This window comes from uncultured Methanospirillum sp., assembly GCF_963668415.2.
Classification (GTDB): domain Archaea; phylum Halobacteriota; class Methanomicrobia; order Methanomicrobiales; family Methanospirillaceae; genus Methanospirillum.
Window position 1 is genome coordinate 69,828 of the sequence record NZ_CAXXDL010000001.1, and the last position, 15,746, is coordinate 85,573.

11 protein-coding genes and 1 pseudogene are annotated in these 15,746 nt (G+C 41.4%); 5 read left to right on the forward strand and 7 right to left on the reverse strand.

Translation table 11 applies throughout. From position 1 onward, the window contains the following. Positions 1–158 precede the first annotated feature (158 nt). Genes ACHZA2_RS00340 through ACHZA2_RS00350 form a run of 3 tightly spaced genes read left to right on the forward strand, consistent with a single transcriptional unit; the run spans position 159 to position 3,868 of the window. On the forward strand, positions 159–2,093 hold the full coding sequence (locus ACHZA2_RS00340; RefSeq protein WP_319578041.1) for an ATP-binding protein: 1,935 nt from the start codon (positions 159–161) through the stop codon (positions 2,091–2,093). Next, the gene (locus tag ACHZA2_RS00345) at positions 2,090–3,196 is read left to right on the forward strand and encodes a response regulator (protein ID WP_319578042.1); all 1,107 of its coding nucleotides are present in this window, start codon (positions 2,090–2,092) and stop codon (positions 3,194–3,196) included. The genes ACHZA2_RS00340 and ACHZA2_RS00345 overlap by 4 nt, the downstream gene beginning before the upstream one ends. A gap of 24 nt (positions 3,197–3,220) precedes the next feature. Then, positions 3,221–3,868, forward strand: coding sequence for a hypothetical protein (locus tag ACHZA2_RS00350; RefSeq protein ID WP_319578043.1), 648 nt, complete (start codon positions 3,221–3,223; stop codon positions 3,866–3,868). Between the two features lie 72 nt (positions 3,869–3,940). On the opposite strand, the gene ACHZA2_RS00355 is transcribed toward ACHZA2_RS00350, so the two are convergent. Further along, on the reverse strand, positions 3,941–5,947 hold the full coding sequence (locus tag ACHZA2_RS00355) for a PAS domain S-box protein (RefSeq protein WP_319578044.1): 2,007 nt from the start codon (positions 5,945–5,947) through the stop codon (positions 3,941–3,943). Between the two features lie 227 nt (positions 5,948–6,174). Between ACHZA2_RS00355 and ACHZA2_RS00360 the strand changes: the two genes are divergently transcribed. Beyond that, positions 6,175–6,810: a response regulator gene (locus ACHZA2_RS00360; RefSeq protein WP_319578045.1), complete on the forward strand. Its 636-nt coding sequence runs from the start codon at positions 6,175–6,177 to the stop codon at positions 6,808–6,810. Between the two features lie 272 nt (positions 6,811–7,082). On the opposite strand, the gene ACHZA2_RS00365 is transcribed toward ACHZA2_RS00360, so the two are convergent. The 4 genes and pseudogenes from ACHZA2_RS00365 to ACHZA2_RS00380 form a co-directional block, all read right to left on the reverse strand. Beyond that, positions 7,083–7,589, reverse strand: coding sequence for a hypothetical protein (locus ACHZA2_RS00365; protein WP_319578046.1), 507 nt, complete (start codon positions 7,587–7,589; stop codon positions 7,083–7,085). Between the two features lie 27 nt (positions 7,590–7,616). Next, the gene (locus ACHZA2_RS00370; protein WP_319578047.1) at positions 7,617–10,343 is read right to left on the reverse strand and encodes a PAS domain S-box protein; all 2,727 of its coding nucleotides are present in this window, start codon (positions 10,341–10,343) and stop codon (positions 7,617–7,619) included. A gap of 155 nt (positions 10,344–10,498) precedes the next feature. Next, positions 10,499–11,547 (reverse strand): annotated as a pseudogene (locus ACHZA2_RS00375) (uroporphyrinogen decarboxylase family protein). Continuing rightward, complete coding sequence (locus ACHZA2_RS00380) at positions 11,537–12,223, reverse strand: cobalamin-dependent protein (protein ID WP_319578049.1); 687 nt, start codon at positions 12,221–12,223, stop codon at positions 11,537–11,539. The pseudogene ACHZA2_RS00375 and the gene ACHZA2_RS00380 overlap by 11 nt, the downstream one beginning before the upstream one ends. Before the next feature lie 176 nt (positions 12,224–12,399). Between ACHZA2_RS00380 and ACHZA2_RS00385 the strand changes: the two genes are divergently transcribed. Continuing rightward, positions 12,400–14,019: an IS1634 family transposase gene (locus ACHZA2_RS00385; RefSeq protein ID WP_319578050.1), complete on the forward strand. Its 1,620-nt coding sequence runs from the start codon at positions 12,400–12,402 to the stop codon at positions 14,017–14,019. A 243-nt stretch (positions 14,020–14,262) separates the two neighbouring features. Here ACHZA2_RS00385 and ACHZA2_RS00390 read toward each other — a convergent pair whose 3' ends face one another. Together ACHZA2_RS00390 and ACHZA2_RS00395 are read right to left on the reverse strand one after the other, a co-directional pair. Next, positions 14,263–14,631: a hypothetical protein gene (locus tag ACHZA2_RS00390; RefSeq protein WP_319540848.1), complete on the reverse strand. Its 369-nt coding sequence runs from the start codon at positions 14,629–14,631 to the stop codon at positions 14,263–14,265. Positions 14,632–14,686: 55 nt separating this feature from the next. Beyond that, the gene (locus ACHZA2_RS00395; RefSeq protein WP_319578051.1) at positions 14,687–15,196 is read right to left on the reverse strand and encodes a hypothetical protein; all 510 of its coding nucleotides are present in this window, start codon (positions 15,194–15,196) and stop codon (positions 14,687–14,689) included. Positions 15,197–15,746: the final 550 nt, after the last annotated feature.

The window sequence follows — 15,746 nt, forward strand, 5'->3', positions numbered from 1 at the left end:
GAAGAGGTTTATGATTTTTCTTTCTGGAACGTCCTCACACTTCATAATTCCTATACTCTTTCAGTACCGATACTATCCCAATAGTCTTATGAAATATATGAGTCCTTCTTCTCCAACCATGATGCACTATTTATACGTTGACGTGATATAATCATCCCATGAGACTTCGGACACGAGTCCTTCTTTTATATTTTTGTATCCTCATACTCGTGTTATTCTGCATCGGAATCATCATACCATCCTCTCTCCATGAGCAGAATCTTGTCTCAATCAGGGAAGATTCAATACAACAACTGAAACATATCGACTTTGCCCTCTCCAATTTTTTCAAAGGAGCCGGAGATGATGTTGCAGAACTTCTCATGCACAAGAGAAATACTGATCCTGATGATACCGGATTTACCAGTTTTCTCAATGCCTCTGAAGAAACATTCCAGTACCATATCGATACCCGCGAACAGGAGATCGTCGATGACTTCAATGCATTCCGTCTCACTCACCCCTACGTAAATTCGGTGTACATGGGCAGGGAGAGTGGAACGTTTGTCAGGTCCCATCCCCGGCCTCTCCCTACAGCATATGATCCCAGGGAACGGCCCTGGTACGTCCTTGCCAAAGCAAATCCGACAACGGTAATGCGGACCGACCCGTACCGATCTGTCACATCTCCGGATATCAACATCGGAATTGTGAAAGCCATTGCATATCCGAATGGGACGGTCTATGGAGTACTTGGTGCAGATATCACCCTCATCAACCTGACCGATTATATCTCCTCGATTGAGATCAGACGATCAGGAGAGATCATGTTGATCAACGAGACCGGCACGATTCTTGCATCCAGGGATCAGTCACTCATTTTCACTCAGATACAGAATATCACCAGGAACCAGACCGATTATCTCCTTAAGAATAAAGAAGGGATAATCACTCTCCCATCGTCATATCTTATCTTTTATACCTCCCCGATGCTGGGATGGAAATTACTCATTCTTATTCCATATTCCCAGATTGAGAGCGAGATCCTTGGTTCTATCATGCAGATGCTGCTCTTTATTTTGTTCGCTCTCATCCTCCTGAGTGTCATCACAATCTTCATTTTGGACCGGACCATCATCCGTCCGATCTCATCATTGAAAGAGGTAGCAAGTACTATTTCAGAAACCGGAAATCTGGACCAGAAGATCGATACTTCAACCAAAGGGGAGATCGGAGATCTTGCATCATCCTTCTCCCTGATGATAGAGAAGATAAAAACCGAGAAAGAAGAGAAGAACCAGGCGTTCCTTCAGGTCTCATCATACCGTGATCACCTTGAGGAACTCGTGCACGATAGGACCGTCCAGCTCGAAGAGATAAATGCTGAACTTCTTGTGCAGAGAGATCGTGCAGAACAGGCAGATCAGTTAAAATCAGCCTTTCTTGCAACCATGTCCCATGAACTGCGTACACCTCTCAACTCCATCATCGGATTCACCGGCATCCTGTTGCAAAAACTGGCAGGTCCCCTTAATTCTGAACAGGAGAAGCAACTCACCATGGTCCAGCAGAGTGCCAGACATCTGCTTGCACTCATCAATGATGTTCTTGATATCTCTAAAATTGAAGCCGGTGAACTGAATATTGTTAAAGAACCCGTTGATATCCTCTCCTCTATCCAGTCAGCCATAAATCTCATGAAAAAGACAGCAGAAGAGAAAGGACTGGAGCTCATGAGTGATCTTGCACCTGACACCGGATCAGTGATCGGAGATAAACGGAGGATAGAGCAGGTTATGCTCAACCTACTCAGTAATGCGATTAAATTTACGGATACTGGATCTATCACGGTAACCAGTTCTATGAAGCAGAACATGATCCGGATTTCTATCAAAGATACCGGGATCGGAATTGAGAAAGAGAAGATGGACATCCTGTTCAAGCCGTTTCACCAGATCGATACCGGTACGACAAGAAAGCACGAGGGGACCGGCCTTGGACTTTCTATCTCCAAGAAGCTGATTGAACTGCATGGTGGGTCCATCTCGGTGACGAGTGAGATCGGAGAAGGAAGCGAATTTGTGGTATTATTACCTGGCATGGTGAAAACATGAAGATCCTGGTGGTAGATGACCAGTATGTCAACCGGTACCTCCTCGAGAAACTGCTCGAAGGATACGGGTACACGGTGACATCTGTCGTAGATGGAGTGGAAGCACTGGATAAACTATCAGAAGGTCCGTTTGACCTGATAATATCAGATATTCTGCTCCCCCGGATGGATGGATTTCAACTCTGCAGGGAAGTGAAAAGTAATCCTGATCTCAAAAAAATTCCATTCATCTTCTATAGTGCGGCATATACCGAACAAAAGGATCAGGAATTCGGATTAAACCTTGGTGCAGACAGATTCATTATAAAACCCACAGATCCTGCTGAATTTATATCTATCATCAGAGAACTCCTGGCCGGATACTCAGAGGAGCATGGTTATGAGCCCAAGATTATCACACTTGGAGAAAATGAGTACCTATCCGAGCATAACAAACGCCTGATCCATCAGCTTGAGAAGAAACTCGCTGAACTTGAACTGATAAACAATGCACTGCGAAAATCAGAGAAGCGGTACCGAAATCTCTTCGAGAATGCAAACGATGCCATAATCCTGCATGTGATCACTCCAACGGATGAGTTCGGCAGGATACTAGAGGCGAATGGGGTTTCATCTTCATTACTTGGATACACCCATGAAGAACTGCTGAACATGAATATGGCAGAGATAGACAATGCCAAGCAGTCAGAGCATTACCAGGAGTTTATGACAAACCTCCTGAAATTCAAGCATCTCACCTTCGACGCCGAATATATCTCAAAAGACAGGACAATCATTCCCGTTGAGATCAGTGCACACCTCTATGAAGAGAATGGATCGAGATTCTGCCTCGTGGTAATCAGGGATCGGAGATTTCGCGAAGAGGCAATGAAGCAGATAGAGGAGACGATTCACCAGATTGCGATAGCAGGTGATCAGATCCGCAACCCCCTTTCAGTGATCATGACCGCTTGTGAAGACTGTACTTCCAATAGACATGAGGAGATAATGAACGCAATACACAGCATAGACATGTGTATTCAGCACCTGGATAAAGGCACATTGGAATCAGAAAAAGTCAGGAGAACATTGGCGAGACTCTATGATTTTCGTCATATTGAATGAGGTATCCAGGAAGGGAGGAGACTGATGAGAATAAGCCCTGGTGCAGCTCTGGATTGTCTGAAACAGTCATCCGTTATTAATCCAGTTTTGTGGGGAGGCTGTACTATTCTCATTGGGATCATAGGTCTCTGCGGGTGGATTATGGGATCACGGTTTCTGGTTACCATTGTCCCAAAAAGTATCACCATGGCACCGGTTTCAGCATTTCTTTTTATTATTCTGGGCATCTGTATCTGTATCAGCAGATTATCAGAATCAGAACAGGATTATGCAATTATCTTTGATATCCTTTTGATTCCCCCGGTTCTCATAGGATTATGGGTATTATATACTTCTCATTCAGAATTCCCGGTTACCTACTCATGGAGTTCATACTCTGCGTACCAGATATTTCTGATAGCACCTGAAAGCCAGATGTCCCTGATGAGTGCAGTTCTTTTCCCGACTCTGTCTATAGGTGTGTTTATCAGTCAATATCTCTCCCGGCATGGAAGCCTCATTTTTTTGGGGATCATGATGTGCTCAATGGTTTTCATTACAGGATATATCCTCGGACATCCGTTCTTTTATGAAACAAGTATGAAACCCATCTCATTCCTCAGTACTCTGGGGTTTTTCCTCAGTGCATCGGGTTTCTGGTTGAGCAGAAGAAGAATCAGGGAAAATATCTGAAGGTGGTGTTCGTAAGAACAAGAATTTGAGAATCACAGGATTCGATAAAAACCGGGGGGTAATTGCTGGTAATTATTTCTCCACACGTGCAGACGGTTTCGCGACATGCTTTGCAAGAAAACTCCGGACTTTTTCAGAGTAAAGATATCCTTTGTCAAGCTGATCGATGAGATCATCAATGAGGAGGATCTGTTCATGAAGGGTTTTTCTCTTTTCTCCCTCGAGTTCTTCGGAGATGAATTCCATTATTGTCAGAGGATTTCGGATCTGATCATTTAGTACAGCAAGTGTTTCAAGATTTTGATCTATTTGGTGAAGGGCTATCGATATCCTTTCATCAGCTTCTTTTCGTTCTGTAATGTCACGGCTTACACCAATAATTTCAATAACATCTCCGTTCTGATCCCGAACCAGGGTTGTTACCACCTCAGTAGGGACTACAGATCCATCTTTGCGGGTTTGATAGATCTCATTGATCTGAACCCGCTCTGACTCTTCACCAGAAAGAAACCGGGATATTCGTATTGGCAATCCGGTTTTTACGAGATCATAGGATTCCGGTGTCAGCATCTCCTCAAATGACTGATGTATGACTTCTTCGGGAGTAAAACCCCGCAGTTTATAGACCGAGGGACTGATATATCGGAGTCTTTCGGAAGAGAGATTGTAGATCCAGATAACATCTGCTGAGTTTTCTGCAATTAATCGATACTGTGTATCTCTCTCCTTGAGTGCTACATCACCTTCTATTTCATGAGTAACATCACGATTACTTGATCGTCGTCCCAGGTTTTCGCCAGTCGGGAGAATGATTGGCTGGCAGATATGGTGAATCCATCGTATACTACCATCGCGATGGATAATCCTGAAATTAATAGAGAGAAGAGAATGGGTATGGCATCGGGTCCTGATGTGTTCTTCCCACATCTGTTTATCGTGTGGATGAATAATATCAGAAAACAGATTATTATTTGACCAGAACTCTCCTGTTGAATACCCGGTAATTCGTTCACATGATGGAGATATGTATATGTACTCACCATCCGGGTTTTCCCAGATCTCCCAGTCATATGTATAATCTGCTAAAATCTGCAGCTTTTCCTCGTTAATCTTGAGTTTTTCATAAGCAGATGAGAGTTCTTCATGAGTTTTTTTAAGGGCTAAAAGTGATTCATCGCGTTCAATCTCGGCTGTATCTATGATACCCGAGATCTGCCTTGATAGAATAAAAATAATTAGTGCGATGAGTGCCATAGCACCAAGGCCGATGATACCTGACCAGAACACCGGATTTATCGTTGATGAATGGCTGGCAAGAACCGAAAATATCCATCCCTCAATCAGCACAGAAAGCAGTACGGCAGGGAGAAAGGTTCGAAGAAGGTTTGCCTGGATAGACTCTCCAAAAAATGAAACTCCAAGGATGGTATCCTCCTTTCTCAGGAGAACAAGTGCATACCCCCCGATAAGAAATCCAATACCGCTTGTCAGAGCAACCGGGACACCTGTTCCTCCATAAAGGAATGGTGTCTGATACCAATAGCCGACAACCACTATGAGACCAAATATCGAGATCAATACAGCTATTAACGCAGATGACTCCAGAATACGAGTATCTGCACTTAATCCCATCCAGATCGAGAGACTAAAGAGGAGAAAAAAACCAGCAGTTACAGGTGAAATTCTTCCAACTGGTATTCCTGCAATAACATCGGTGACATGAAAAACCAGCGTATTAAGATCCGGGAGTTGCGAAAAGAAACCCTGGATGAGAGAAAGAATGCTGATGATAAAAATTAGTAAAGATCCGATAAAGACAATCCACCATCTGCCTCCGGAGTGTTGCGAGTTCGATTGGATTATGAGAATTATTGAAAGAATGATAAAAAGAATGGCTGTGAGTGGTGCCATTGGAATATAATCCTGACCAAAACTTATCAGCCTCCAGGTACCCAGGAAATATGCTGCCAGAGTTATTGTTGAGATGAGAATTATCAGGATAGAGAGGAGAGATACCGGTTTCAGGACCAGTGATTTCACATCAGACCATGCTTTATTTATCCAAGCATATTCTGACATATCATCTATACCGTCAGGCTGATATAAAAAATTATTTATCGCTCATTGCAGAGCGTTTCCAGACAACCTTGTTGTATATGCAAATGTATGAATTTTCTGTGAACAGATCGGCGAGAGTGTTAGGTGATACTCGAGCGATAAGATGACAGACTCCTCTGATCGAGGAAACCCGACACCATTATGTAAGGTAATCTTTTTTTACTTATACTGCGGATATCCCCTTACTCATGTCAAGAGTTGTCCTGCTTGTTGATGACAATGAACAGATACGGCATGTATTCGTAAGAGTATTAGAGAATGCCGGGTATCGGGTTCATGATGCAGGCGATTTAGAGACATGTATGTCAGAACTTAATCAGGATATCCCTGATCTAATCCTGCTTGATATCATGATGACCCCGGTCGATGGTTGGGGAATTCTAAAAAATATCCGCTCAAATCCAGTATCTTCAACAATACCGGTTTACATGTTCTCCGGCAAAGTGCTCATGTTTGAAGACATAATAAAGTATGGAACACTCATTGATGGATTTATAAAAAAACCGTTTGTAAATACCTTTTTAATCAGTACCCTTGAAGAGTTTTTCATCTGGTATGAGGATCTGCTAACCAGATGCAGCCGATCATTACAGATGGGGCATGATAAAGAGGATATCTCTACTTATATTACCTTGAAAAGGCAGGAGCGCTCAATAAAATATTTGGATTCTCTCTTTCGGTCCCAGTTCGGACAGATCCAGAATGCTGATAACCTCCAGTATGTAAACGATTTCATCTCGAAAATCGAAGCCGAAATAGGTACTCTTGAGGATAAAATCCAGATTATCGAGACAGGTATCTTTTCGCCTGATGTTTCTTCCTAAATTCATGATTCAGGGTCATACCTGCCATCAGATCCCCCGGAATCCAGAGGTGTAATCTTACCTTCCAAGTATGAGTGAAAGGAATTATCCAGGAAATGGAAAAGTGCCAGTTTTTACCGGGATGATACATAATCAGTTCATGTTTCAGCGGACAATCAGCATAAAAACTCTTTGATTTACTTAATTCCCATCATCATACCACATCTGATCATCCGATCTATATTCGGATCCTTCAAACAGGATGGATTGCGTAATTGATGGAAAAAGTGTAATCAAGAAATATTTGGATTTACCAACTCTATCTGCAAAAGAACCACAGAGCCGGTTTTCCTCGTCGAGATCAGCATCTCAATTGGTATAGATACCCCATTCATGAGTTGGTGAAGAGTTGCCGGCTGGTCATTGACTGGATCTCCCGTTTTGTACGTGTCACTAACAGAATTTCTGATAACACACCCTGAACAATGAACCGTTCGCCCGCATCCTTCAGGGAGATTTGCATTTTCACATTCGAAGACCTCTCCACCTATGAGGCCAATTATTTCCGTAACATCTTTGCCAGTTATCTCTTTTGATCTGGTATTTGCACTTAAAACGTGCATATCTGAATCAACGAGGACGACCGGTTCTTCAAGCATATCCAGATATTCCTTGAGATCAACCCCAAGACTTGCTTTCGCATGATTGTAACATGGGTTACAGATCCCATGTGATACCAGACCATCCTTTTCATGATCTGGTGAGAGGAGGCGGGAGCAGAAAGCACAGACATGTTTCATGTATTATCCTCGCGAAAAATCCTGAGTTTATTTACCATATCGCCATCCATCTTTGGAAACAACGATCTCAAAACGTGCACCAACACCATACACTCCTCTTTCACTGATTGTAATTCCGGTAATATCTAATATTTCTCTTGAAAGATTCAGTCCGAATCCTGTGTGTTTGTAATATTCACGTTTGAATATCTTTAATTTGAACTCTTCCGGAACACCCACACCATCATCTTCACAGATTATCATATACTGGTCATTTTCAACAGATCCAAAGAGGCGTATTTGTGTGATCTTCTCTCCATATCGTGTTGCATTATCAATGAGATTGAAGAAGACTTTTCCAATAAGTGGATCAGCGTATATTTCAATCCCTGATATCTCGTTGATTACCTGAATCGGGGCAATATTCAAAGATTTGACTATTTGGGAGATAACCAGATTAAGGTTCTGCCACGTCGGAGAATGAACCCCGATGTCCTGATAGTCACGGGTAAATGCTATCTGTCGTTCGATATGGTGTGCAGCGTTCAGAATTAAATCCATAAATTTTTTCATTTCAGGATCAGATATTGTTCCTTCCAATAATCCCAGATACCCAAAAATAACCTGAAGTTCATTTCCAATATCATGCCTCGTTATTCCGGATAACAGGTTTAACTTATGATTGATTTGGTTTAATGCATCCCGTGAACGCTTTCTTTCAGTAATATCAGTACAGACAACTAATAATCCAATGACATCATCAAGGTCATTAAACAACGGGACTGTATCGGTCTGAACCCAGATATGCTCCCCGTTCGCGGTTATTATCTCTTCTAATACCCCGATTTTAGGTTTTTTTGTCTGGATAACCTCAAGGTCCTGATTATAAAACTCACTTGCTACACGGGGAAACAGCTCGGACATGGTATTTCCCTCAATATCAGCGATACTTTTACCGATTATCCTGGCCGCAGCAGGGTTTACCCTGACATACCTGTTGTTGATGTCTTTAAATATTATCCATACCGGAACATTTTCAAGAATTGTCTGGTATTCTCTGATAATATTACGAAGCTGTTCTTCAGCTCTCTTCTGTGGAGTAATGTTTTCAAACACTAACACAAAATGATCTTTCTTCTGTTGATACAGAGAAACCAGAAACCAGGAATCAGTCCCGGGATAGTAGGTTTCGTATTTTTCCGGAACCCCGGTTTGGGATATTCTGTTATATCGTTCAATGAATTCAGGTAATTGGGGACCCATATCAGGGAAAACATCAGTCCCTCGTTTTCCCAGAATCTGATGGACACCAGTATGCCTTTCAAAAGCATCATTCACATCCAGATATACCCAGTCGATGACATTCCCATTATCATCAGAGATTATCTGGCAATATGCAAATCCTTCAAGCATATTTTGGAAGAGAAGCCGATAGCGTTCTTCACTTTGCTTAAGGGCATCTTCGATCTGTTTACGGGCAGTTATATCTCTGTTTATCCCTCGAAATCCGATGAGGATACCGGATTGATCGATGATAGGTTCCCCGTTACTCTCGATAATTATCTCATGACCGTCTTTATGAACCGAGAGGATCTCAAGATTCCGTATCGGAGTCTTATCTCTGATATAAAAAGTAAACAAGTTGGATATACGATCTAATTCTCCTGGAGACATAAACTCAAAGATCTTTCTATCTATTACTTCTTCCTGGGTGTACCCGAGAATATCGAAGATTTTAGGACTCACATAGGTGCATCGGCCATCAAGTGTGATCTCCCAGATCATATCACTCGTCGATTCTACAAGTGACCTGAACCGTGATTCACTCTCATACAACAGTGCCTGAGCCCGTTTTCGTTCTGCAATTTCAGCATGGAGATCTGTTATGGTACTATCAAGTTGCTGATAGATCCTGGCATTCATGAGGGAAAGTCCACATACTTTTGCGATAAATGTTCCAATATCCAGGTAATCCTGGATGTGCTCAGATACGGAAAACCCTTCGATAATGAGAACGCCAAGGGTTGTCTCAATATATCTGATTCGAAGAAAAAAACCGGTCCCAGAATCATTCACGATGTAATCATCGTCTGTATTCAAAAACTCTGAAATTACAGCCGGGTCAGGTTGTAACTCCTGGGAAGTGACCAGGTTTTCAGGAGTATTGTTTACAACTGGCAAAAATCCTATCTTTTGAGGTGAAAAAAGAGTCAGGAAGAGATCAATAATCTTCTGTATAGTCTGGTTCTCATGCTGAACCATACTGATCTCACCAAGGAGATCTACCATCATGGCATAATCAGCTAATTTTTTGTGAGATTCAGAGATCTCTCGTGAGTTTTTCTCTCTCTCCTCAAGAAGTAGACATTCGAGATACTGGGTTTTGATATATTTATACAATGGCCCGGTTCCGACAGGTACTACTGTTACCGGGATGTTGTTTCGTTTCGCGAATTCAAAGCCCGGATTCAGGTCATGATCCTGGATCTGCGTATCGGTGATGAGGATTGAGGAGATGGAATCAGATAGAAATCCGGGGATATCTTCAGTACTGAATCCCTGGCATCTGAAAAAGTCCTCAATATCTGAAAAGTTATCAGGGACCATAAAATAAGCCCCATCCCTCCGGTAGGAGTCAACAAATGATTCAGGAAGTAAGATGTCTCTGAACAGATCCGGGATAATGATCTCAGTGTCCGGGGTTTCTGTCTGAATTGGTGTACTACACGAGCACCCACACCTCAGGATGACAATCCTTCTGCATGAAGTGAGCATACTCCGGAGGGGTTCATTGATGGGATCACAAACTCTTTCCTCGCTGCAGTGAGGTGTAAAAGGGATCGCAATGAGATCAGGAAAATCTCCGGTGGCTAGTACTGATGTAACTTCTGCTTTCAGAGTATTACAGTACAGAAGACCACACGATAGCATTATGAATTGATCCAGGTGAGAGGATATTCTCCCCATTTCCTCACGGAATTGGATATTGCTGTAAGTACTGAGTCAGGGACCTGCCATGGAATCTCGCCATGATTATCTGACAGAATAAACCCTCCACCAGGCCCTGCCTTACGTATAGCTTGTTTTACTGCAGACTCAGCATCTTCTGGTGTCCAGTTCCGCATCTCTATCCCATTCAAATTTCCAAGTACCCGAAGTCCATTATGTGCCACCCGTTTTATCTCACCAATATCTTCGTCAGAGCTGACTCCCACGATCAGCGTTCCGGTTGATATAAGATCCTGAATAATCGGTAGAGTCAGGCCGGATGCTAAATGAGTTGCCGTAGGCCCATGGATCTGGGAGATCGTTCTCTTTGCAACGATGCAGCCGGTCTTTCGATAGAGATCAGGCGGTATGCAGGTAGGGGATGAGACCGGATCAAAGTAACAGATTGCTGTTGCTCCGGCCTCCAGTTGTGCATTTGCCCATGCAACACTGAACTCCTCATTTTTCTCCATCAAAAGCCAGAAGAGTTCAGGTTGATCATAGAGCAGATCCAGATACGCTTCAAATCCCATCTGCATAACAGGAAGAGAAAATGGTGACATAATCACCCCGATTATTGGGATCGTCCCTTTTGCATACGCACTGAGCCCTTTAATAGCGTCAATGACCTTTCCGAGACTTGGAGAGTTGTCTATGGTTGGGACCTGTAACTCATGAATGTCTGCAGCATTCCGGATTATTGGTCGTCCGGCATTTGGAGGTCCATCGGTCCGGATATCACGTCACCTCCAAAGGCTTCGATCTCAACAGCAGCGTAAAAAAACGGATAAAAACAGTCTGAATGATACTTTTCTCTGAGTCGTATCTGTCCTTCTATGACATTTTTTCCTGATGAGTAATAATCTTTTATTGATAAGCCAAGCTCCTTTGCCCCGTGCATGGTACAGAGAAGAAAAAAAGGAACCCGGTCAGGTTCGACAAATCCTATTGTTGTCAGAACCCGTTGCATAGAATTCTGTTCAGGTTTCATAATTTTTCTCCGCTACCAGGTTCTGAATGATCCCGAGTGTGTCAAAGGCCGAATTTCCCATTGCATCTGCACCGACTTCTTTCCAGAGATTTTTATCAAAACGAAATGGTGCCCCGCCAACGATCACTATTGTCTTTGAATTTAATTGTTTTATCTTCTGTATTACATTCCTGCTCGTCAATGCAGCAGGTAGCATGAGGGTGGAGATCAGGAGGATGTCAATATTGTCTCTGATCACATCGTTCACGAGAGTATCTGCTGCTATTCCGGCACCATAATCTGTGACTTCGTATCCTCCGCTTAAAATTACAGACTTCAAGATCCTCTTTCCAAGGGTATGCTGATCCTCCAGGACTCCTACTGCAATTCTCGGCACTTTTTTCCGGTCAGCACTACCTGATGGAAGCATGGTCTCAATGATCTCTTCACAGAAACGTCCGCTCATATAGATCTGTGAGAGTGAAACCTCTCCTCTCTCCCATCTGTCTCCGATCTCTTCAAGAACAGGAATTATCAGATCTTCAATACAGTCAAACGGTGATGTCAGAAGAGCGGATCTCTTGATGATCTCCAGGCTCTTTGATCTGTTTACTGATAAAAGGGCAGAAATCAGAGTGTCATGGTCGTGAGATCTTTTTCCAGATGTCCCATTTTCAAGATGGGAGTCCTGTGCCATATGCTTCCCTAGATATGAGGAGATCCCTTCAGTGATATTAACTTTGTGATGATGGGTCCTGGGATTGATCAACCATTATGAGTTTGGTAATCCGACATTCCGCAGATCTTCGCAACTTCTTTAATTATATAAAAAGGTAAATTATTTATCTAAGTACGTCGATCACTGTATATTCAATGAATTTTGATGATATCTTCGTTTCAGGTTCAGATAGAACAATCGGTCATTTAGGATTGGTTGCTGGATGTTATGATTCTTTAAAAATCAGTGAGATCGTAGACAATCTCATCCCTAAAAATGGACAACATAAACTCACTCATGGTGATGCCCTTAAAGGAATGGTAATCAATGGCCTCGGATATATTGAACGCCGTCTTTATCTTTTTCCAGGTTTTTTTACAGACATTGCCGTTGAACGATTGTTTCACCAAGATGTGTGTGAAACCAACTTCAATGATGATGTAATTGGTCGAACTCTTGACGCAATACATGCATACGGTGAAACAGAACTCTTCAATCAGATCATTCTCCCTTCGCTGGAAAATGAAGAGTTCTCAATCCATCTTGTTAATGCCGATACAACAAATTTCAGTGTGTATGGCGAGTATGATGGAGAAAGCCAAAGTCAGGAGATCTCAATAACTCATGGTCATCCCAAGGATGGCCGTTGGGATCTGAAACGGTTTTCTCTGGGAATGGCAACAAATCAATATGGCATCCCCCTCATGCTTCAAACCTTTTCAGGGAACGAATCTGACAAGAAAGCATTACTTGAGATAATCAATAAGGTCCGTATGAATCTAAATACCGGTGACAAAGTGATTCACGTGGCGGATGCTGCATTTTATACTGAAGACAATATCCAGACATTAGGTCTTCACACATTCTGGGTAAGCAGAGTTCCAATGACGATATCTGAAGCGATAGTTCTGAGGAATACGTCGGAACTCTTCATCCCATGTAAGGATGAGCGATACTCATGGTTTACTGCAAAATCTGAATATGCAGGAATACCCCAGAACTGGACCGTATTTCATTCAAATGAACAACAAAAGAAGAAAGAACCTGATTTCGAGAAGAGAATCCTGATTGAATTTGAGAAGACAAAAAAATCGCTCAAACACTTATGTTCTCAAAGATTTGCTTGTGAACCAGATGCAAAAATGGTTGCAGAAGAATGGATACAGAACCATCCTAAAGTAATTTTCAGTTCATTCACGATTGACCAGGTCAGAGAGCGATTAGAGAAAAAACGGGGAAGACCTAAGAAAGATGAACAGCTTGTGACAAAGTTCATTGTTAACGCAGAAATATCTCTCAACCAGGTACTTATCGAACAAGAACGATCAATCCTTGGAAGGTTTATTCTTGCGACGAATGATCTGGATTTGGATCCTGATACAACTTTGAGTTATTATAAGGGACAATCACAGGTGGAGAAGGGATTCAGGTTCCTGAAAGATAAAACATTCAGGGTTTCAGACGTGTTTTTGAAGAATATTGGAAGAATTCAGGCGTTGGCAATGGTAATGGTTCTCTGCCTTTATGTCTACGCTGTTGCTGAATACAGACTGAGGAAAGGGCTGAGAGAAGCAAACGAAAGCATACCTGATCAGACGGGAAAGCCAACACAAAAACCAACGATGAGATGGATATTTTTCCTTTTCAGAAGGGTAAAAGAAATATCACTTCGAATCGAGGGAATGATAGTAACGAAAGTTTTGAATCTTAATGACATCCTCATAAAAATTATTAGGTTCTTGGGGTTGCATTGTGAAAAATATTATTCGTTATGAGATCTCTGCGGAATGTCGGGTAATCACGAACAAGATGGATTTTTCCAGAGATCACATGATTAAAGGCATATTGTAGTCATCTGGCTCCCCTGGCAAACAGATCCTGATGTTTTTATGATTCAATCTCGAAAAAAAAGTTTTTTGAGAAATTCTCAATGCCATTGCCTTGAATATATCACCGGATTTGATTCAAAGAAATGAAAAATGTGGATATGTGTTATCTTCAATTAGGGACCGGCCAGGTCAGTCACCATACATACTAACCAGGTACGCATGAAGTTCACGAAGTTCTTCTTCACGATACTTCATCTCTTCAAGTTCTCTTTGGACCAGTTCAAGAACCTTATCCTGATTAGCATGCCAGATCCTGGCACCACTTCGGGTTGTCTCTCTTGAGATCAGATTCTCTTTCTCGAGCTTCTCCAGGTGGGTCTCGATTGATACGCTAAAAGAGTACTTGAAGACATCATGCATGAATGACTTGATCTTCGTCTCTCTGACTCCGTCTGGAGAACCGGATATGTAGTATAATATCTCACGACCGGTAAGGTCTTTGGATAGTTCCCGCCATTCAGTTCTATGGAGATTTGATGAATCATCAGATTGAGTCATTTTTAGGGTTCACCGGTGAACATGAGGAATTCAATCATCTTATATTGAAATCAATTTACCAGACATAAATTGAATATTCGTTACACAGTAACTTCTTTTTTGGAGGGTCTATTGACAATACATACGAAAGTTTTTCATCAGTTAATAAAGTATTCTCATTACTAGTCAGAATAAAAACATCAGCACCATCAGGGTAATTGTACCAGTTATCATTACTGTTATAGGGATAGGTCTTTACACTCTCATTATTATCAATTGTAATTGCTCTAACTGTAACTAAGAATTTTGATAAATACGTAATGAGGTTCGAATCCCAATAATCACTGTATCCATAATGTAAACTATTATCGTTAAGGAATTTTATGAGTTCAGTTTGCTTCTGATTTGAATCAGTCTCAAATTTCTGATTTAAATAAAGATTACCAATTAATCCAATACAAATTAATAAGCAGACCAGAGTTGTAAATAATTTATTTTTTGATGAGATTGAAAGTGAAATCAATAAAAGAAACACTAACATCGGATATAGCAGGTATTTAAGATGAGAAATACCCTCTGCACTCATACTAGTAAATATATAAAAAATAAAGAAACATATGAATGTTAGAGCAAAATAGGAGTTAATAAACATATTTTTACGATATCCCGGATTCTGTTGAAACAAATACAGGTACAACAGATAAATAGCAATTATCATAAAAACGATACTAATGCAAAAATTTTCTAGGGTGAACGCATCCCAGAGATAATAAAGATTAATATTTAATAAATTTGATATTCCTTTAAAAAAGAAAAAAATATAGGGTCCAATCTGTGTATATGGCCGGATTTCCAATGGCATATAGGAAACGATTCTGGGTGGATCTACGATTATTGTTTCAATAATCCAATCTCCAAACAAATATGTAAGTAGTGAAAATGTTGTTATAAAAATAAAAAACAAATTTGTGATCTTTGTTTTGGTATTGAAGAAAAAAACATAGGCTCCAATTATCGGTATCGTATAGCAGAGTATTACGTAGGGATCAGAGTAGGATGCAATTGAAATACAAATACTTAGGAAAATCATCAAAAGCAGAGTTTTAATTTTATAATCATGGGTTTCCTTACTTGAT

Bases quoted from the DNA above. Each gene is read 5' to 3' on its own strand.
- ACHZA2_RS00390 (WP_319540848.1), bottom strand. From the start codon at position 14,631: ATGACTCAATCTGATGATTCATCAAATCTCCATAGAACTGAATGGCGG.
- ACHZA2_RS00365 (WP_319578046.1), bottom strand. From the start codon at position 7,589: ATGAAACATGTCTGTGCTTTCTGCTCCCGCCTCCTCTCACCAGATCAT.
- ACHZA2_RS00350 (WP_319578043.1), top strand. From the start codon at position 3,221: ATGAGAATAAGCCCTGGTGCAGCTCTGGATTGTCTGAAACAGTCATCC.
- ACHZA2_RS00385 (WP_319578050.1), top strand. From the start codon at position 12,400: ATGAATTTTGATGATATCTTCGTTTCAGGTTCAGATAGAACAATCGGT.
- ACHZA2_RS00395 (WP_319578051.1), bottom strand. From the start codon at position 15,196: ATGAGTGCAGAGGGTATTTCTCATCTTAAATACCTGCTATATCCGATG.
- ACHZA2_RS00355 (WP_319578044.1), bottom strand. From the start codon at position 5,947: ATGTCAGAATATGCTTGGATAAATAAAGCATGGTCTGATGTGAAATCA.
- ACHZA2_RS00370 (WP_319578047.1), bottom strand. From the start codon at position 10,343: ATGCTCACTTCATGCAGAAGGATTGTCATCCTGAGGTGTGGGTGCTCG.
- ACHZA2_RS00340 (WP_319578041.1), top strand. From the start codon at position 159: ATGAGACTTCGGACACGAGTCCTTCTTTTATATTTTTGTATCCTCATA.
- ACHZA2_RS00380 (WP_319578049.1), bottom strand. From the start codon at position 12,223: ATGGCACAGGACTCCCATCTTGAAAATGGGACATCTGGAAAAAGATCT.
- ACHZA2_RS00360 (WP_319578045.1), top strand. From the start codon at position 6,175: ATGTCAAGAGTTGTCCTGCTTGTTGATGACAATGAACAGATACGGCAT.
- ACHZA2_RS00345 (WP_319578042.1), top strand. From the start codon at position 2,090: ATGAAGATCCTGGTGGTAGATGACCAGTATGTCAACCGGTACCTCCTC.